This is a genomic window from Nonomuraea sp. NPDC049709, assembly GCF_040674815.1.
Taxonomy (GTDB): Bacteria; Actinomycetota; Actinomycetes; order Streptosporangiales; family Streptosporangiaceae; genus Nonomuraea.
The window spans coordinates 137,020-154,292 of sequence record NZ_JBFANM010000010.1 but is presented as its reverse complement, the minus strand read 5'-3'; the positions used below and the strand labels follow the sequence as shown (position 1 = coordinate 154,292).

Here is a 17,273-nt window from a genome sequence, read left to right as displayed (position 1 = left end):
GGTTACCGTCTCCTAGAGATAGAGCGCTCTCGCTTGCATGTGGACGTGGTCCCGCAGGGGATCTTCTCTCCGTGGAGGCGGTCCAAGGCATGGTGGTGCGCAGTGAAGGAGTCATCGCGTCTAGCCAAGCCGCTGTCCCTCTGACGAGGCACGGTGTCAATGGCGGACAGGCAGGGACACGGCCTGACTGGTGGATGTCCTCAGTCAAGTGGGGTTTCCGGAAGGTCGGCGAACTGGCCAGCCCGAGCGCACTGCAGCTATGAATGATCCGCTGACGGTTATCGGCTGACTACCTCGATCTCGATGGCCAGGACGCCAAGGCGTTCTTTCTCCGGTGGGTAGATGCTGCGGATCACCGCGGCCAATTCCTCGGTGTTATTGCCGAGGTGTCCGCCGATAGCGATCGGATCCTCGTGCTTCAACATCTCCTTGAACGACGCGTACTCACTCACCCGCACGACCTGGGTTCGCAGCCGCTCATCACCCGAGACAAAATCAAGGTCTTGGCCAGTCCGGATCTTGCGCATGCTCGCGTACCCAACCCGCACCTCCACGGTCTTGACCCCTGAGGCGATGAGGTCGAAGTACGGCTTGCGGATGTGGAGTTCGCGCTGGGCGGGCGTGTTCTCGTGCTCGCTCATAGCGGCACCTCCTACCCTTGTGGCGGCCAGCGCTGCCTGGAACTGCGCCGTGTGGCTCGTTCCGGGATGCCGTGTCGCCAGGGCGGTGGTCAAGTCGCTCGCTCGCACCCGGACGGAAGCGACCATCCGCGGCGAGGCCAGGGCGCGCAGGCCGAGCGCCACCGCCTCTTTAGGTAGCCGAGACAGGCCAGCGCGATCCCAAGATCCAGATAGGCGATCGCTTCGCGGCTGAGCGATCGCTGGCCGATCGGGGTGGCCGGCGGGAGAAGACGCGGCTGTAGAGCAGCCGGTAGCGCTCGGTCATCGTGGCGGGACCGCGCCGGACTCCCAACGGCGGATGGATCGGATGAGCAAGGCGTGATCGGGGAGGGGGCTCGTTGCCGGCCGCCTCTCGTAGACGACGTGCCATGCTGTGCACGTCCCAGTCGTGCGCCTCACGCTCGGCCCGGATGCGTGCCGGCCATCCCATAGTCGTCACCTTATGAACGTCTGGAGACACGAGGCGTGTCCTCACCGTTTCGACTGTCACCCTTGACCGGCGTTCGCACAGGCCCTTTGGCGCGTCCTAGGCCCCGGATCGATTTGGCCGAACGGCGAACCGGGACAGAGCGGCGCGAATCGCACCAGTCATGCCGCTGACAAGTGGGGCCTGGTTACGCTCCAAAGAATCTGCTGGTCACAGCCTTGATGAGGGCTTTGTTGAAACCATACGCTACTCCTCGCATTCGAGTAATCGCTTGGAGTCAAGATGCGCATGGTTGTGGCGATTCGCGGTCGTACCCTGGCGCTCCTGATCGCGCCGATGGCGGTGACGGCATGCCAAGCGACGACTCCGTCGAGCCTGCCGCCCAAAGCGCCGGCGACCGCATCCACCATGGCAGCCACACCCAAGCCTTCTCCGGCCCGGCCTCACGATCTGATCGTGGAGGCCTATTCGACCTACTGGCCTGTTCTTGCCGAGGCCGGCAGATCCTCCCCTGAGCGGGCCCGTGAGCTGCTGGCGCCATACGTCAAGGGCGGCTACCTCAACCATCTCGTCGATGGCGTCCGAGACATGGTCAAGCAGGGCCGCGAACCGTATGGCCACGCCGTCCCGCGGATCAAAGAGGTCCGCGTGAGCGGTAAGTACGCCGAAGTCACCGATTGCTTGGACATGTCCGGAGCGGCTATGGCCGATCGGCGTACCCATCGGCTTATGCCTGAGACCGCGGATGCCAAGACCACCACGACCGTAGTAGCGGATTTGGAACGTTCCTCAGATGGCCGATGGCGGCTGACGGGACTGAGCATGAAGGGGACGACATGTACGTCACCGTCGCGCTGAGTTCACTTCTCCCCGTAGTCGCCGGGGTCTACGGGCCACCGGCAGAGGAGAACGGGGCCACCCGTCTGGGCGGGAACTGGGTCACCTACGGCGTCCACAGGGACACGGACTCGGGTGCCGGAGGCGGTGTCGCGGGAGGGGCAGGCGGACGCTTTCGCAACTGCCACGGCATTGGTGGGCCGGGGCAGATCAGCTACGTACAGTGCGACAAAGGGCCGGACGGTAGGGAGAACGTCTTCAACGCCGCTCTTCCCGGAGAGCCAGGGGTGCCGCCGGTGACTCCTGAGATGCTCATGGAGCGGGCACGCCGCCTGCTCACACCGGCCACCCCCAAGATCATCACTGCTCCGCCGCGGAGCAAGAACGGGTACGTGGGGCTGCGTCAGTTCTTCTGGGCCGAGCCAGGTCAATGGCGCTCCATCAGCGAGAAGGTCACTGCTGGGCCGGTCTGGGCGCAGGTCACCGCAGCTCCAACCAAGCTGATCATTCACCCAGGCGCTGGCCAGGGAACGCTCACGTGCCCAGGCCCTGGCATCCCGTACCACCCGGCGAAGTCTCCAGATGATCAGAACATCGAGTGCACGCACGTCTTCACCCAGTCCAGTGCCGGCCTCCCCGAGTCGCAGTATCAGGTGAAGGTGTCGATGGTCTGGTCCGCCAGTTGGACCGGCTCGGGTGGCGCCGGCGGCCCGCTCGCACCGATCACCACTTCGTCGACGTTTCCGTTGCGGATCGGTGAGGCCCCCGCGCTGGTCGGAAGGAACTCATGATGGCTCGTAAGGCTCAGACTGCCTCTCCCACACCGTCGTCCAGTGGCGAAGCGCCGCCGGCCCAGGTGCCCAAGATCCTCCCGCAGCCGCGGCAGCGTCGTCGCAGTTCGCTGGTGCTGGGCGCACTCGTGGTGGCCGGCGGCACGGCCCTCGCCGCGCACACGGTCAACCGGATGAGCGATCGCGAATCGGTCCTGGTCATGACCCAGGATGTCGCGCTCGGACAGCCCATTGCCGCCGACAACGTGTCGACCGCCATGGTGGGGGCCGATCAGGATGTGGCGATGCTTCGCGGCGAAGACCTGCCGCGGGTGATCGGCATGCGTGCGGCCGTTGATCTCATGCGCGGCATGCTCGTCCAACCCAGAATGTTCACCGACCACGTCACACCACTGCCGGATCAGCAGCTCATCCCGGTCGCGGTCAAGCCGAGTCGGCTTCCGGCGCGCGGGCTGCGGCCAGGTGATCGCCTTCTCGTGGTGCTCAGACCGGAGGGTCAGGTCGCCTCAGACGAGGAAGCGCCCGATGGTATCGAGGCCGTAGTGGACCACACCAAAGGGCCGGACAACGACGGGCTGATGGTCGTGGACGTCTTGGTGAGCAAGAGCGATGGCCCCAAGCTCGCCCCGCTGGCCGCCGACGGCCAGGTCGCCTTGGCCCTGAACCCGAGGAGACCGTGAATGGCGATGTACGCGCTGATGAGTCCCGGCGGCTCGCCAGGAGTCACCACGACCGCCCTCGCGCTGACCTACGCCTGGCAGGGGCGGGCGCTGCTGGCCGAATGCGATCCCCAAGGTGGTGACGTCCTACGCGGATTCCTGGCCGGAAGCATGGATGACCACGAGTGCGGCTTGCTGGAGCTGGCGCTTGCCGCCGCCCACAGCCCGGACCCGGCCATCCTGTGGCGGCACGTCATCGCCCTCGACCATGACGCCCGCAACTGGCTGCTGCTTCCGGGTCTCCGTGATCCCCGGCATCTGGTGCAGCTCGACGGCGCCTGGGACACCATCGTCGGCGTTTTGAAGGCGGCGCAGGACACCGCGGACGTGGTGCTCGATGTCGGCCAGATCGGCAGATCCGACACTCCGATGAGTCTCATCGCGGCTTGCGATCTGGCGGTCATGCTGGTGCACCCCACGCTGCGGCATGTCGCGCAGGCGCGCCCGCGTCTGGATGCGCTCGGCCGTCGTATCGGTGGCGACGTAGCGGTAGGGCTTTGCGTGATCGGCAACGGCCCGTACTCCCTCAAGGAGATCAGCGGAGCACTCTTCGAACTGCCGGTGCTGGCGTGGATCCCGCACGACCCCAGGTCCGCCGCGGTTCTCTCCGACGGCGACCGCGCCAAGAAGTCCTTCCACCGCTCCGCGTTGATCCGCGGTACATCCCAACTGGGCTCCGCCATGCGAACCCATCTTCCCCAAGCAGCGGTGGTGGCCCGATGAGTCGTTCATGGCCGCCGCAGACTCGGACCGGCCCCTTCCTCGTCCCCCAGACGCCGATGCCCTCGGACAACGAGCAGGCGTTTCGCGACGCGGTCCTCACCATAACGACCGCGATCGCGGACGACCTCAAGGACACCGAGGACCGCGACGAGGCTCGCCAGGTCATCCAGGCCCGCGTTCAGCGCTGGGCCCAGGAGCAGGTCGCCGCCGGTACGCCGGTCAGCATCGCCATGCAACGGCGGCTCGTCGACGCGGTGGTCGATGAACGCTTCGAGCTCGGCGTGCTCACTCCGTACCTGAACGATCCCCGGGTGGAAAGCATCGACCTCAACGGCTGTGACCAGGTATGGATCACCTACAACGACGGCACGTGTTCACGTGGCCCCGCCGTCGCCACCAGCGACGACGACCTCATCAACATGATCCAGATGTGGGCCCTGCACAAGAGCTACAACCCGCGGGAGTTCTCCGCCGCCAGCCCGCTGCTGAATGCCGCGCTGCGGCCAGGTGACGGTGACGACGGGGTGGGGGTGCGGCTCAGTGCCACCATGGCCGTCACCCGTCGTCCGTGCGCGAGCATCCGGTGCCATCGTCTCGTCGACGTGACCCTCGATGACCTTCTCAAGCTCGGCACCATCAACCGCAGCCTGTACGCCTTCCTGCGCGCCGCCGTCCTGGCGCGGCTGAACATCGTCATCACCGGCGGCACTGCTGCCGGCAAGACGACGCTGCTCAGGGCGCTGGCCTCGGTGATCGATCCAGCCGAGCGGCTGGCCACGCTGGAGTCGGACTACGAGCTCTTCCTCGACCGGCTCACCCACCGCCACCAGAACGTGATCGCCTTCCAGGTGCGGCAGGCCAACTCCGAGGGGGCCGGCGGTATCGGGCTGAACGACCTGATCCCCCACGCCCTACGCAAGAACATCAAGCGGATCATCGTGGGCGAGGTGCGGGCCGATGAGATCGTGCCGATGTTCGAGGCGATGAACACCGGCCATCCCGGCTCGATGTGCACCGTCCACGCCGACGGCACCGAGGAGATCTTCAACCGGATCGTCATGCTCTGGACCCGCGGCGTCGGCGCGCAAACACCACCCGCGGTCATCCATCTCAACACGGGCGAAACCATCGATCTGGTCGTTCACCTGCGCCTGGATCCGGCGACCAACACCCGGTTCGTCTCAGAGGTCCTCGAGGTGCTGCCCCCGGCCGACAGCGAGCTGCCTAGCCGGAACCATATTTACCGGGCCACCGGTCCCGGTGGCCGCGCCGTACCGGACATCACCCCGCAGTGTCTGCCCCGGCTGAAAGCCGTCGGCTTCGATCCTGCCCTGCTCGATCCTCTGTCTGCCCGCTGGGGTGTGCGATGAGCATCCTTTCCCTGCTGGGCGGCCTCAGCGCTGCCATGATCTTGGGTGGTCTGTTGACCATCACCTCGGCCCTGCGCACACGTGCCGGCGAGCAACTCGTGCGCCCTCCCTCGCGCTGGACCCGGATCGGCAAGGTGCTCCTGGCGGAGTATCGGCTGCTTGCCATGGCCTTGGCTGTGTCAGTCGCGGTGTACGCGTTTACGAGCTGGCCGGTCGCGGCCGTCGCAGTTGGGGTGGCGGTGTTCACGCTGCCCAAGGTGATGACGGGCCGGACCGCAGCTGAACGCATCCGCAAGTTGGAGGCTCTGGAGTTGTGGACCCGCCGGCTGGCGGACCTGCTCGTTGCCGGCCGGGCTCTCGAACAGGCGCTGGAGCGCAGCGCGGCCCGTAACGTCCCACCGGCCATCGCCGCCCCGGTCTCCGCCCTGGCCCGCCGGCTACGCGTGACTCGCATGCCGACGGAGGACGCGCTGCGGCTGTTCGCTGACGAGTTGGACGATCCCATCGGCGACCGGATCGCGGCGGCACTCATCCTGGTAGCCCGCCGTCGCGGCAAAGGCGCAAGTGCCGTGCTTCAGCAACTCGCCGAACTGGTGGCCAAAGATGTCTCCGACCGCCGTGAAGTCGAGGCCGCCCGGGCTGAGCATCGCACCACCGTGCGGTGGATCATCGCCATCCTCGTCCTGTTCAGCGCTCTGGCCATATTCCAGCAGTCGTATGTCGCGCCCTTCGGGACTCCACTCGGCCAGGTCGTCTTGGCCGTCGTGGCGTTGTTCTACGCCACCACACTCCTGTGGCTGCATCGGCTGGGGTCCGCCGTACCCGGTCACCGCTTCCTCAACGATCCGGGGGCGAAGCGATGAACCTGTTGGCCATGGTGTCTGGAGCACTGATCAGCATCGGCGCACTGATCGTTGCCCACGAGCTGACACCTGCGCCGCCTCGCCTGGACGCCACGCTGGCTCGTCTGAGCGGGCTTCCTGCTCCGACGCGCGGCGACTGGATCAAACGACGGCTGGCCCGGTTGCCCATCCCGCGCGACGACCTGGCGCTGCTGGGCATCAGCGTGGAACGCTTCACCGTTCAGCGCGTCAGTTTCCTGTTGATCGGGTTGCTGTTCCCGGTGCCGCTCAGCCTGCTGTGTGCGTTCGCAGGGTTTCCTCTTCCCTGGTCTATCCCGGCAGGCGCCTCGATCGTCCTCGCTGTGTTGTTCGCGCTGATTCCCGACATCAGCGCTCGCCGACAAGCGCGTGAACGCCGCCAAGAGTTCCGCGCCGCCTTGGCGACATACCTCGACATGGTGGCCCTGGAACGCGCCGCGGGCGCTGGTCCTCCCCAGGCTTTGCAGGCACCTGTGGATATGTGCACCGGATGGGTGTTCGGCCAGATCGCCCAGGTGCTCCAGCATGCCAAGCGAGCCGGCGAACAGCCCTGGCGCGGCCTCGGGGCGCTCGGCGAGCGGGTCGGCATCGCTGAGCTGACCGAGCTGGCCGACATCGCCGAGGACGCCGGATCCGAAGGCACTCGGGTGCTGTCCACGTTGCTGGCCAAGGCCCAGTCCATGCGTACCGCCGCGCTGGCCGACGCCCGCGCTCGGGCCAACAGTCGTACCAGCGAGATGCCCATCGCGATAGGCGTGTCGATCTTCGGCTTCCTGGTGCTCGTCTGCTTCCCCGCCATCTACCGCATCATGAGCTGAAAGAGATCGACCATGGCCAAGCTCCTGCCCCCAGAGGCCGCCTACTGGAAGGCCATCGCGGAGTTGTTGTTGGACCGCCTCCAGCGCGCCCGCCAAGAGCCCGAGAAGGGCGCCATGTCGGCTGAGGCAATGATCATTATTGCGGCGCTCACGTTGGTCGCGATCACCGTCATGGGCATCGTCACCGCCAAGATCATTGACAAGGCGAACTCGATCAACCTCTAGGCAGGCGACCGTGCCCACTTCCCGCACCGACCGGGGCAGCGTCACCGCTGAGGCGATGATCACCTTGCCCGTCGTCATGTCCGCCATCTTGGCCTGCATGCAGGTGTGCCTGCTGTTCTTCGCTCAGTCGGTCGCCTTGGCCGCTGCGCAGCACGGCGTGCGCGCCGCACGAGCGTACGGTGCCTCACACGGTTCGGGCGCGGGCGTGGCCAAGCGGTACGCCGAACAGACCGCCAGCGGCTTTCTGACGTCGATCAGCGCGGCCAGCACCGGCGACGCCTCCACGGTCCGCATCGTGGTGCGCGGCCACTCGCTGTCCCTGGTGCCGTTCCTTCCGTCGATCGATGTCTCTGAGGAAGCCGCCGGGCCTATCGAACGCTTCACCACACCGGAGCGGCCAACGTGAACGAGCGGGGCAGCGTCACCGTGGAGGCCATGCTCGCCATCACTGCGATCGTGCTGGTGATCCTGCTCGGCGTCGCCGCCGGCCGGATCATCGTGGCCAGCGCCGCCGTCGAGGCCGCCGCCCGGGATGCGGCTCGCCAGGCATCCATCGCCCGTACGGCCACTGCGGCCGCTTCCAACGCGGAGGCCAGTGCCCGTGAGTCCCTGACCAGCCAAGAGGTGAACTGTACGGCGGTTACGGTGGAGGTGGACACCAAAGGCTTCAGCCGCCCGGTGGGAATTCCAGCAGACGTGTCAGCGACGGTCTCCTGCAATGTGCCCCTGTCGGATCTTGCCTTCCCCGGGCTGCCGGGCAGCGTCGAGCGTCACGCCACCTCCATGAGTCCACTGGACCCTTATCGCGGAAGAGGGAGGTGACGTATGCGGACGTGGGCGATTCCAGATCGGGAACGAGGCTCGATCACTCCATACGCTCTCATCTTCATCACGGTGCTCATGCTCTTTATCGGGCTCGTCGTGGACGTCGGAAACAAGCTCCGTGCGGGATGGGAAGCGGTCGGCATCGCCGAGGAGGCCGCGCGGGCTGGGGCAGGACAAATCGATCGTGCTGCTGCCTACCGTGGTGGCGATCTCATCGTCGACCGGGGTGCCGCGCTACGCGCCGCCCGCGTCCACCTGTCCAACAGCGGTCACCAAGGCGAGGTCGCCATCTCGGGCCCTACCTCCGTCCGCGTCACCGTCACCGTGACCAAGGCGACCTTGCTGCTTTCCCTTGTGGGCGTGTCCTCGGTGTCAATGACCGCTCACGCCGACGCTGATCTGGTGGCCGGTGTAGAAGGGCCGAATCGATGATGGCGCTCCGCCTGCTGCGTGCCCTGGTCGCATCCACTGTCCTGCTCGTCGCCGTGGTCGGCTTCCCCATCCTGTTCTACGAGATCGCGGGGCTTCCGTTTCCCGACGACCTGCCCAGCCTGCAACAGATCACCAAGACGCTGGGCGCCCCTGACGATGGCACCTTGTTCCTCCGGGCATTGGAGCTCGTCGCCTGGGGTGCTTGGGCCACGTTCTCCTTCACTGTCGTCTGCGAGATCATCGCCAAAGTCCGAGGCCGCCACATCGTCCCCCGGCTGCCAGGGCTACGGGGAATGCAACGCCTCGCCGCGTACCTGGTCGCCTCCGCAACGCTGACCGTCCTCGCCCCGGGCATGAGCAACGCCGCGGCGCCGCCACCGGTCGTCGCCATGGCACCCACGCATCCCCTCGGACAGCCCGTCGCCGTAGACGTCGATCCGCCGTCGGACGAACGGATCTATCAGGTGAGGAAGGGCGACTCCCTCTGGGGCATTGCTGACAAAGAGCTCGGCAGTCCACGCCGCTGGTCGAAGATCTGGAAACTCAACGCCCGATCCCGGCAGCCGTACGGACAGATCTTCACCGATCCCGGCCTGATCCAGCCTGGTTGGAAACTCCGCCTCTCCCTCAAGCGGCCGAGCTCCCCACGTCCGTCTTCGACAACCGAGCAACCCATCCCGGCAGACGTCAGCCTGAATCCGATCCCATCCACGACTTCGCAACCACAGCCATCGAGCGCACAGCGGATCTCGGAACGGGAAACCACCGAGGCCGTTCGCCTGTCCTCGGGATCGCTGGTGGCTTTGGGGTACGTCGCCGGCATTAGCACCGCCTACATCGCCAGCCGCCTATACCGACGCCGCCGGCGAATCCCACCCGCATCCACACAAGCGGTGGCCATCAGCCCTGAACCCGAGCCTCCCCTACCCGTCCGAGAACTTCACCGTGCTCACCGCCAAACCTTTGCCCAGCGGGATGAGCCGATGCCCTCCGACGGCGAACTGCTACAGCAGGACTTCTCCATCGACGTGCCCAGGCAGATCCACATCGGGCAGAGCTCTGACGGCTCCCCGCTCCGCATAGCTCTCGAAGGCCCCGGGACAGGTCTCACCGGAGCGGGCGCCGACGACGTCGTGCGCTACCTAGCTGTCGATCTACTGCGTCAGTCGAGCAACTACCGCATTCAGGTCGTAGTCTCCATCACCCTGGCGACGGAGCTCTTCGGAATCCCTGAAGATGATCTCTATCGAATAGCTGCCCACCTTCCTGGACTTCTACTGGGGCCCTCGCATCAGGACGCACTCCGCTATTTCGAGGAGACGTACTTCATGCGAAGTCGGATGGTCCTCGAACGTGCCTCCTCGGAGATCGCTGACTTGCGTCGAAGCGATCCAGGAGAAGCCCTGCCGGCCATACTGCTGATCACCGAACTCGACGACGAGGTCTACGAACACGTCACGGCCCCTCTCACATCCGCCCAGAGCGTGGGAGTCGGCGCCGTATTCTTGGGATCCTGGCCTGGAGGCATCACCTGCGAAATCAGCAGTGCGTACGCAGTGGAGACGGCCGAAGGCCGCGGCTCGGAGTCTTTGGCCGGGGGCGAGCTCTTCCACATCACAATGGAGGAAGCCGCAGCTCATCTGCGGCAACTTGCCACCGTCCCGCGGGAAGCCATTGTTGTGGAGGAGCCACCCGCGGACGGCGGCCCATCCGATTGGCCGGGCCCAGCCCTCGTCCGCCTGACGATTCTTGGTCATCCCACGGTCCATGTTCGCGGCAAGGCGGAGCCGCTGCCACTGAGCTGGCTGCAGCTGAACACCCTTACCTATCTCGCCTTGCACCCGAACGGCGTGACCCGCGATCAACTGGCCACCGCGCTCTGGCCAGACGATTGCGGTAAGGACATCCACAACGCCCTCCGCCACCTCCGAAGCGCCCTGGTCGCCGGAACCGACTACAAGAGCACCGAAGCCAAGCGCGCCCCCTTCATCAGTGCTTCGACCACGAAGGACTCCGCGATCTACCGCATCGACCGCAATCTGATCAGCGTCGACTTGTGGGAGTACGAGGCGGCGCTTGAGCAGCTGAAAGCCGCCGTCGAACCAGGAGATCGTCTGGCCGTTCTATTGAAGGCCGCCCAACTGTGCACAGGCGAGCTGGGAGAGGGGTTGACAGCGGAGTGGATCGAGGACCAGCGGTATCCGCTGACGCGGTCCCAGGCGGATGTTCTTTCTCAGCTGGCGGAACTGCTAGTCGCCGAGGATCCCGAACAAGCGCTATCGGCGCTGGAGCGTGCGCGAGCTCTGGACCCAGATACCGAGGAAACATACTTTCGGATCATTCGCCTGCAACTACGACTGAACAGACGCGACGAAGCCTCCCGAACCGCCGAACTCCTACGCCAACATCAACGCAGCATCGGCCTACCGAGGGATCTCCAGACAGAAAAGCGCCTGACGCAGATCCTCCGAAACTGATCATGCATCGCTCTCCCACGCACAGCACGGGCGCCAGAACGTCGCAGGTGACGCCGGCGTCGTGGACGGAGGCATGAACGCGGGCTCTACGTCGGCCAGCCAGTCGCGCAGATCCACGAGCAGGTCGGGGCGGCCAGCGCCTCTTCGCCGGAGACCCGATGGGCGTCGGGGAGCGGTACGGGCAGGTTAGGTCGGAGACATTGGTTACAGCGCGAGCGTGGTGGACGGCGTGTCCCAACGGTACGACGCCCGCACTAACCAGGCCAGCCTCATCGCACAGCGCGGCCCAGTGGTCGATGAGTTCATCCATGCCAAGCGGCCGACGTTCCGTGCCCATAGATCCGCGCCAGGCGCTTCGGCATTACAGAAGGTCAGGCTAGGGATCTTCGAGGTTGGGCAGCCAATGACAACATTGGGTAACGGCACCCCTATACAACAACGCCCCGTTGGCAAGCAACCTCCGGTCCCCCTCACTGGCCGCACTGAGCGCGGCGCCGATGACTCGAATCGCTTTCGTGGTCTGTGCTCGCCGCTTGCTGGACGTTGGTTCACTACTCTGTGGTACCGTATAGTGGTACTCGGTGCTACCGAGTACTAGGAGAACCGAAGAGGACCCACGATGCACGACCTGACGGAGATGCTGAAGGGCACGCTTGAGGGTTGCGTGCTTGAGATCATCGGCAGCGAGGAGACCTATGGGTACGCCATCACGCGTCGGCTGAACGAACTCGGCTTCGCCGACGTCGTCGAGGGGACGGTGTACACCATCCTGCTGCGGCTTGAGAAGAACGGGCTCGTCCGGGTGACGAAACGACCGTCAGCGCAGGGCCCGCCGCGCAAGTTCTATGCGCTCAACGACGCGGGGCGCGATGAACTCGCGACGTTCTGGGCGAAATGGGAGTACGTCTCATCACGGATCGACAAGCTCAGGGAGGGCGGGAGATGAACTTCTGGGAAACCATCACAGGCAGCGATCTCACCAGGGAATGGAAGGCGTTCGAAGCCCGGGCCGCGGCGTTGCCGGCCGACTACCGGGCGGCGTGGGAGAAGATCGTCGTTCATCTTTTCCCCTACGGGGACTTCACCGGCCGGAACCTGATGCCGATTCTCGACGGTGCTCTAGGGCTGCTCGAAGAGACAGCGGCCGATGGGCAGAGCATTCACCAGGTGCTGGGTGACGACATCGGGGGCTTCTGCGCGGCGCTGGCCGGCGGAGAAGGGAGCCGGAGCTATCGCGACCGGTGGCGCGAGCAGTTGAACAGGAACGTCGCAAGGAAACTGGGCCGGCTGGGAGGCTGACGTGGGTATCCGGGACATCATCGAGGGCAAGAAGCAGTGGCGGGCGCACATGGCGCGGGTCAAGGCGCTCCCGCCGGACTACGAGATCGTCTACAAGGAGATTCAGAGGTACTACTTCAAGGTCGGGCCGGTCGGGCTGACTGACGGGTCCCTGCTCACCGGGATCCTCGATTTCTTCGAGGAGGGCGTCGCGGCCGGCAAGGGAGTCCTGGAACTCCTCGGCAACGACGTCGCTGCCTTCTGCGACGACCTGATCAAGGACTCGCGCACCTACGCGGACATCTATCAGGAGTCCATCAGCGGGGAACCCGGCACGGCCGGGAAGTAACACCCGTCGCCGACCAAGGCACCGGCGGGCGCTGGGCTGTGCAGTAGAGCAGTAGCACCGGGAATGGCCACTTGCGCGTCTTCTGCGAGTAGGTGCCGTTCCCGTTGGACGGACTCCGAGGGGGTGCTTGAACACCCTCCCGAGGCCGCGCTTGCCGGAGCAGAGCGCGGCGAACGGACCCCGATCCGCGAAGACGTGGGGGGATCCTGTGTGTGCCGAACCGGCCCTTGGGAGGCGTGTCAGGCCGGCGGATGTCCCGGCGGCGAGCAGGCCTGCTGAGGTGTCGTGTCGGCGGCCGTGTCAGCACGGCAACGGCCCGGTATCAGCGCTTTCAGCGATGGTGGATGCCATGAACCGTTCAGCGATTGCGCACCCGTGGTCCGGGCGCTCCCGCCTCGGCCGCGACGATCGAACTGTCCAGTGGGCCGACGGAGCCCGTCTTGGCCTAAGGGGTGACGGACTCGCTCAGGCCGCCCGCACCTACACGCTCGAGCTTCCGCTTTGCACCTCAGCTATTCGGTGTTGCTAGGTAGAGGTAGTCAGTGTTACTTTGTACCGGTAGCTAGCAACACCGAGTAGCTGAAGGGAGGGTGCCATGGGCAAGCTCGTGACGGAGATGCTCAAAGGAACGCTGGAGGGCATCGTCCTGGCGATCCTGTCCGGCCGGCCCGCATACGGCTACGAGATCACGGCGCAGCTGCGGGACCAGGGCTTCTCCGACATCGCCGAGGGCACCATCTACGCGCTGCTGGTCCGGGTCGAGCAGCGCGGCCTGGTCGACGTACAGAAGGTCCCGTCCGAGAAGGGGCCGCCGCGCAAGGTGTACTCCCTCAACGACCAGGGACGGGAGTACCTCGAAGAGTTCTGGAGGACCTGGAGCTTCCTGGCCGGCCGGCTCGAACAGCTCCGCGAAGGAGGCAAGTAGACATGACCACAGGATCAAACGAGCCGAAGAGCCGCTTCCTGCAGTACCTGGAGATCGTCACTGGATCGCTGGAGGAGAAGAAGCGCTACCGGCAGTACAAGGCGCGCATCAAGCAGCTTCCCGAGAACTACCGCATCGTGGTCGAAGCGCTGGAGCGGTACCTGATGCACTTCGGGCCGGCCGACGGCGCCGGTGCGATGGCGATGTACGACGACCTTGCCGATCTGTTCGAGCAGGGCGCGGCGGACGGCACCCCGATCCGCGACATCTTCGGCGAGGACCCGGTGGAGTTCGTCGAGGCGTTCATGGCCAACTACCCCCTCGGCCAGTACAGGACCCGGGAGCGCAACCGCTTCACCAGCGCCATCGAGCGTGCCGCCGGGGAGAACACCACGACAAAGGACAGGACAGACTGATGACGACACAGCAAGCTGCGGCGATTCAGGTGCAGGGCCTGGAGAAGTCGTACAAGGACCTGCAAGTCCTGCGCGGCGTGGACTTCGACGTGGCGCGGGGCAGCATCTTCGCCCTGCTCGGCTCCAACGGGGCGGGCAAGACCACGGCCGTGAAAATCCTGTCCACGCTGCTCAAGGCCGATGCGGGGACGGCACGGGTGAACGGCTTCGACGTCGCCACGCAGGCCGCGGACGTACGCGAATCGATCAGCCTGACCGGGCAGTTCGCCGCCGTCGATGAGATCCTCAGCGGGCGGGAGAACCTCGTGCTGGTCGCCCGGCTGCGGCATCTCAAGGATCCGGGCACGATCGCCGATGAGCTGCTCGCCCGCTTCTCGCTCACCGACGCGGGCGGGCGGAAGGTCGCGACGTACTCCGGCGGCATGCGCCGGCGCCTGGACATCGCGATGAGCCTCATCGGGAACCCGCCGATCATCTTCCTCGACGAGCCGACCACCGGCCTGGACCCCCAGGCCCGCATCGAGGTCTGGCAGGCCGTCAGGGAACTCGCCGCGCGGGGTACGACGGTGCTGCTCACCACGCAGTACCTGGACGAGGCCGAACAACTCGCCGACCGGATCGCGATCCTGCACGAGGGCCGGATCATCGTCAACGGCACCCTGGACGAGCTCAAGCAACTGCTGCCGCCCGCCAAGGTCGAATACGTCGAAAAGCAGCCGACCCTCGAGGACGTCTTCCTCACCCTCGTCGGCACGAAGGCATAAGGAACAATGATGAGCAAGCATTTCTTCGGCGACACCGCCGTCCTGCTGGGACGCTCCCTGCGCCACATCACGCGCAGCCCGGACACCATCATCACCACCGCGATCATGCCGATCGCCATGATGCTGATGTTCGTCTACGTGTTCGGTGGCGCGATCAGAACGGGGTCGGATTCGTATGTGAATTACATGCTGCCCGGCATCCTGCTCATCACGGTCGCCTCGGGCATCGCCTACACCGCGTACCGGCTGTTCATGGACATGAAGGGCGGTATCTTCGAGCGCTTCCAGTCCATGCCGACCGCGCGGTCGTCGGTGCTGTGGGCGCACGTGCTGACCTCGCTGGTCGCCAATCTGATCTCGCTCGTGGTCGTGACGCTCGTGGCCCTGCTCATGGGCTTCCGCTCCTCGGCGGGAGTGCTGGCGTGGCTGTCGGTGGCGGGCATCCTGATCCTGTTCACCCTGGCGTTGACCTGGATCGCCGTCATCCCCGGTCTGTCGGCCAAGACCATGGAAGGCGCGAGCGCGTTCTCCTACCCGCTCATCTTCCTGCCCTTCCTCAGCTCGGCGTTCGTGCCCACCGACACCATGCCCGGCCCGCTGCGCGTCTTCGCCGATAACCAGCCGGTGACCTCCATCGTCAACGCCATCCGGGCCCTGTTCGCCGAGCAGCCGGTCGGCACCGACATCTGGATCGCCCTGGCCTGGTGCGTCGGCATCCTCGTCGTCGCGTACGGCTTCGCCATGGCCACGTACCGCCGCAAGATCTCCTAGGGCGTATCGCTCGGGCATGTCTTGACCCGATCAGCGTGGCGGACAGGCAGATCGCGGCACGGTTGCCCTGAACACGTACAGCAATCCCCTCGGCTCGCTCGCGCCGCCGGGCGGAGGCGTCCCCTTCGAGCTCCACACAACACCTCCTATAGCGAGACAAGGAAAGACCATGACTGAATCCCTCCACACCGTCACGACGATGCCGGCCGAGCGTCAGCCCGGCTGCCCCTTCGACCCGCCCAAGGAGCTCATCGAGGCCCGCGAGCAGAGCCCGATCAGCCGCTTCCCCTTCCCCGACGGGCACCAGGGCTGGCTGATCACCGGCTACGACCTGGTCCGGTCGGTCCTGGCCGACCCGCGGTTCAGCTCGCGTAAGGAGCTCATGCGCCACCACCCGACCATCGACTACGGCGACATCGAGGTGCCTCCGGCGCCGCCCGGCGAGTTCCTGCTCATGGACGAGCCACAGCACAGCCGCTACCGGAAACCACTGGTGGGCAAGTTCACCGTCCGGCGGATGCGGCTGCTCACCGAGCGGGTCGAGCAGGTCACCGCCGAGCACCTGGATGCGATGGAGAAGGCCGGGCCGACGGCCGACCTGGTGACCGCGTTCGCCAAGCCCATCCCCGCCGTCATCATCTGCGAACTGCTGGGCGTGCCGTACGAGGACCGGGGCCGCTTCCAGGAGAACATCGACAAGTTCCTCGGCGGAGAGGTCAGCGACGAGGAGCTGATCGCCGCCTACACCGCGACCCAGACCTACCTCGCCGAACTTGTCGCCGCCAAGCGCGCCAACCCCACCGACGACGTGCTCAGCGACCTGCTCGACAGCGACCTCACCGACGAGGAACTGCAGGGCATGGCCCTGATCCTGCTGTCGGCCGGGTTCGACACCACCGCGAACATGCTGGCGCTGGGCACCTTCGCGCTGCTGCAGAACCCGGACCAGCTTGCCGCGTTGCGCGCCGACCCGGCCCTCACCGACCAGGCCGTGGAAGAGCTGCTGCGCTACCTGAGCGTCGCCAAGCAGTTCCACAGGGTCGCGCTGGAGGACATCGAACTGGGCGGCCACACCATCACGGCCGGCACGACGGTCATCCTGTCCCTCAACACCGCCAACCGCGACCCCGAGCGCTTCCCCAACCCCCACGTACTCGACCTCAACCGGCAGGACGGCGGCCACCTGGCCTTCAGCCACGGCATCCACCAGTGCCTCGGCCAGCAGCTCGCCCGCGTCGAAATGCGCGTCGCGCTCCCTGCACTGCTCAATCACTTCCCCACGCTGCGCCTGGCCGTACCAGCCGACGAGGTCGCCCTGCGCCCGGAGATTGCGGACATCTACGGCGTCAAGAGCCTCCCGGTCACCTGGGACGCGTAACCACCAACCGATGACAGGCGAGGGGCTCGTACAGGCCGGACGCTTCACCGCCTACGCATCCCTCGCGCGATGCTGACCAGCCTGTCCCATCCCGCACTCCTCCACAGGTCGGGATGTCCATTGCGAATTCACCGCGACTCACGCGAACCTCGTGCCGCGCTCGAACCGCCGGAACAGGCTTCATCAG

The 17,273-nt window shown here is 65.9% G+C and carries 21 protein-coding genes; 20 read left to right on the top strand and 1 reads right to left on the bottom strand.

What is annotated here, in order from left to right:
- Positions 1-278: 278 nt before the first annotated feature.
- On the bottom strand, positions 279-641 hold the full coding sequence (locus AB0J69_RS12560) for an ASCH domain-containing protein (protein ID WP_364116098.1): 363 nt from the start codon (positions 639-641) through the stop codon (positions 279-281).
- Positions 642-1,389: 748 nt separating this feature from the next.
- On the opposite strand from AB0J69_RS12560, the gene AB0J69_RS12555 reads away from it, so the two are divergent.
- From AB0J69_RS12555 to AB0J69_RS12460, 20 genes are all read left to right on the top strand, one after another.
- Positions 1,390-1,965, top strand: a complete 576-nt coding sequence (locus AB0J69_RS12555) for a hypothetical protein (RefSeq protein ID WP_364116095.1) — start codon at positions 1,390-1,392, stop codon at positions 1,963-1,965.
- On the top strand, positions 1,944-2,735 hold the full coding sequence (locus AB0J69_RS12550) for a hypothetical protein (protein ID WP_364116092.1): 792 nt from the start codon (positions 1,944-1,946) through the stop codon (positions 2,733-2,735). The genes AB0J69_RS12555 and AB0J69_RS12550 overlap by 22 nt, the downstream gene beginning before the upstream one ends.
- Entirely contained in the window at positions 2,732-3,415 is a 684-nt protein-coding gene (locus AB0J69_RS12545; protein WP_364116090.1) for an SAF domain-containing protein, read from the top strand. Before AB0J69_RS12550 ends, AB0J69_RS12545 begins: the two co-directional genes overlap by 4 nt.
- On the top strand, positions 3,416-4,177 hold the full coding sequence (locus AB0J69_RS12540; protein ID WP_364116087.1) for a hypothetical protein: 762 nt from the start codon (positions 3,416-3,418) through the stop codon (positions 4,175-4,177).
- Positions 4,174-5,547 carry an ATPase, T2SS/T4P/T4SS family gene (locus AB0J69_RS12535; protein ID WP_364116085.1) on the top strand — a complete coding sequence of 458 codons (1,374 nt, stop codon included), beginning with the start codon at positions 4,174-4,176 and terminating at the stop codon, positions 5,545-5,547. The genes AB0J69_RS12540 and AB0J69_RS12535 overlap by 4 nt, the downstream gene beginning before the upstream one ends.
- A complete protein-coding gene (locus tag AB0J69_RS12530) occupies positions 5,544-6,410 on the top strand; it encodes a type II secretion system F family protein (protein WP_364116082.1) in 867 nt (288 codons plus the stop codon). The genes AB0J69_RS12535 and AB0J69_RS12530 overlap by 4 nt, the downstream gene beginning before the upstream one ends.
- The gene (locus AB0J69_RS12525) at positions 6,407-7,246 is read left to right on the top strand and encodes a hypothetical protein (RefSeq protein ID WP_364116079.1); all 840 of its coding nucleotides are present in this window, start codon (positions 6,407-6,409) and stop codon (positions 7,244-7,246) included. Before AB0J69_RS12530 ends, AB0J69_RS12525 begins: the two co-directional genes overlap by 4 nt.
- Positions 7,247-7,258: 12 nt before the next feature.
- Positions 7,259-7,471: a hypothetical protein gene (locus tag AB0J69_RS12520; RefSeq protein ID WP_364116076.1), complete on the top strand. Its 213-nt coding sequence runs from the start codon at positions 7,259-7,261 to the stop codon at positions 7,469-7,471.
- Positions 7,472-7,481: 10 nt separating this feature from the next.
- Positions 7,482-7,877 carry a TadE family protein gene (locus AB0J69_RS12515; protein WP_364116073.1) on the top strand — a complete coding sequence of 132 codons (396 nt, stop codon included), beginning with the start codon at positions 7,482-7,484 and terminating at the stop codon, positions 7,875-7,877.
- Complete coding sequence (locus tag AB0J69_RS12510) at positions 7,874-8,293, top strand: TadE/TadG family type IV pilus assembly protein (RefSeq protein WP_364116070.1); 420 nt, start codon at positions 7,874-7,876, stop codon at positions 8,291-8,293. Before AB0J69_RS12515 ends, AB0J69_RS12510 begins: the two co-directional genes overlap by 4 nt.
- 3 nt (positions 8,294-8,296) lie before the next feature.
- Positions 8,297-8,728 carry a pilus assembly protein TadG-related protein gene (locus tag AB0J69_RS12505; RefSeq protein WP_364116067.1) on the top strand — a complete coding sequence of 144 codons (432 nt, stop codon included), beginning with the start codon at positions 8,297-8,299 and terminating at the stop codon, positions 8,726-8,728.
- Complete coding sequence (locus AB0J69_RS12500; protein ID WP_364116064.1) at positions 8,725-11,205, top strand: tetratricopeptide repeat protein; 2,481 nt, start codon at positions 8,725-8,727, stop codon at positions 11,203-11,205. The genes AB0J69_RS12505 and AB0J69_RS12500 overlap by 4 nt, the downstream gene beginning before the upstream one ends.
- Before the next feature lie 619 nt (positions 11,206-11,824).
- Positions 11,825-12,151 (top strand): PadR family transcriptional regulator, encoded by a 327-nt coding sequence (locus AB0J69_RS12495; protein WP_364116061.1) that lies wholly within the window; start codon positions 11,825-11,827, stop codon positions 12,149-12,151.
- A complete protein-coding gene (locus tag AB0J69_RS12490) occupies positions 12,148-12,504 on the top strand; it encodes a DUF1048 domain-containing protein (protein ID WP_364116058.1) in 357 nt (118 codons plus the stop codon). The genes AB0J69_RS12495 and AB0J69_RS12490 overlap by 4 nt, the downstream gene beginning before the upstream one ends.
- A 1-nt stretch (position 12,505) precedes the next feature.
- Positions 12,506-12,832, top strand: a complete 327-nt coding sequence (locus AB0J69_RS12485) for a DUF1048 domain-containing protein (protein WP_364116055.1) — start codon at positions 12,506-12,508, stop codon at positions 12,830-12,832.
- A 595-nt stretch (positions 12,833-13,427) separates the two neighbouring features.
- Entirely contained in the window at positions 13,428-13,757 is a 330-nt protein-coding gene (locus AB0J69_RS12480) for a PadR family transcriptional regulator (RefSeq protein WP_364116052.1), read from the top strand.
- 2 nt (positions 13,758-13,759) lie between these two features.
- Positions 13,760-14,173, top strand: coding sequence for a DUF1048 domain-containing protein (locus AB0J69_RS12475; protein WP_364116049.1), 414 nt, complete (start codon positions 13,760-13,762; stop codon positions 14,171-14,173).
- On the top strand, positions 14,173-14,937 hold the full coding sequence (locus tag AB0J69_RS12470) for an ATP-binding cassette domain-containing protein (RefSeq protein ID WP_364116046.1): 765 nt from the start codon (positions 14,173-14,175) through the stop codon (positions 14,935-14,937). Before AB0J69_RS12475 ends, AB0J69_RS12470 begins: the two co-directional genes overlap by 1 nt.
- 9 nt (positions 14,938-14,946) lie before the next feature.
- Positions 14,947-15,708, top strand: a complete 762-nt coding sequence (locus AB0J69_RS12465) for an ABC transporter permease (protein ID WP_364116043.1) — start codon at positions 14,947-14,949, stop codon at positions 15,706-15,708.
- 169 nt (positions 15,709-15,877) lie between these two features.
- Entirely contained in the window at positions 15,878-17,086 is a 1,209-nt protein-coding gene (locus tag AB0J69_RS12460) for a cytochrome P450 (RefSeq protein WP_364116040.1), read from the top strand.
- Positions 17,087-17,273 lie beyond the last annotated feature (187 nt).

Coding starts and splice junctions, on each gene's coding strand:
- AB0J69_RS12560 (WP_364116098.1), bottom strand. CDS start 641: ATGAGCGAGCACGAGAACACGCCCGCCCAGCGCGAACTCCACATCCGC.
- AB0J69_RS12555 (WP_364116095.1), top strand. CDS start 1,390: ATGCGCATGGTTGTGGCGATTCGCGGTCGTACCCTGGCGCTCCTGATC.
- AB0J69_RS12550 (WP_364116092.1), top strand. CDS start 1,944: ATGTACGTCACCGTCGCGCTGAGTTCACTTCTCCCCGTAGTCGCCGGG.
- AB0J69_RS12545 (WP_364116090.1), top strand. CDS start 2,732: ATGATGGCTCGTAAGGCTCAGACTGCCTCTCCCACACCGTCGTCCAGT.
- AB0J69_RS12540 (WP_364116087.1), top strand. CDS start 3,416: ATGGCGATGTACGCGCTGATGAGTCCCGGCGGCTCGCCAGGAGTCACC.
- AB0J69_RS12535 (WP_364116085.1), top strand. CDS start 4,174: ATGAGTCGTTCATGGCCGCCGCAGACTCGGACCGGCCCCTTCCTCGTC.
- AB0J69_RS12530 (WP_364116082.1), top strand. CDS start 5,544: ATGAGCATCCTTTCCCTGCTGGGCGGCCTCAGCGCTGCCATGATCTTG.
- AB0J69_RS12525 (WP_364116079.1), top strand. CDS start 6,407: ATGAACCTGTTGGCCATGGTGTCTGGAGCACTGATCAGCATCGGCGCA.
- AB0J69_RS12520 (WP_364116076.1), top strand. CDS start 7,259: ATGGCCAAGCTCCTGCCCCCAGAGGCCGCCTACTGGAAGGCCATCGCG.
- AB0J69_RS12505 (WP_364116067.1), top strand. CDS start 8,297: ATGCGGACGTGGGCGATTCCAGATCGGGAACGAGGCTCGATCACTCCA.
- AB0J69_RS12500 (WP_364116064.1), top strand. CDS start 8,725: ATGATGGCGCTCCGCCTGCTGCGTGCCCTGGTCGCATCCACTGTCCTG.
- AB0J69_RS12495 (WP_364116061.1), top strand. CDS start 11,825: ATGCACGACCTGACGGAGATGCTGAAGGGCACGCTTGAGGGTTGCGTG.
- AB0J69_RS12490 (WP_364116058.1), top strand. CDS start 12,148: ATGAACTTCTGGGAAACCATCACAGGCAGCGATCTCACCAGGGAATGG.
- AB0J69_RS12480 (WP_364116052.1), top strand. CDS start 13,428: ATGGGCAAGCTCGTGACGGAGATGCTCAAAGGAACGCTGGAGGGCATC.
- AB0J69_RS12475 (WP_364116049.1), top strand. CDS start 13,760: ATGACCACAGGATCAAACGAGCCGAAGAGCCGCTTCCTGCAGTACCTG.
- AB0J69_RS12470 (WP_364116046.1), top strand. CDS start 14,173: ATGACGACACAGCAAGCTGCGGCGATTCAGGTGCAGGGCCTGGAGAAG.
- AB0J69_RS12465 (WP_364116043.1), top strand. CDS start 14,947: ATGAGCAAGCATTTCTTCGGCGACACCGCCGTCCTGCTGGGACGCTCC.
- AB0J69_RS12460 (WP_364116040.1), top strand. CDS start 15,878: ATGACTGAATCCCTCCACACCGTCACGACGATGCCGGCCGAGCGTCAG.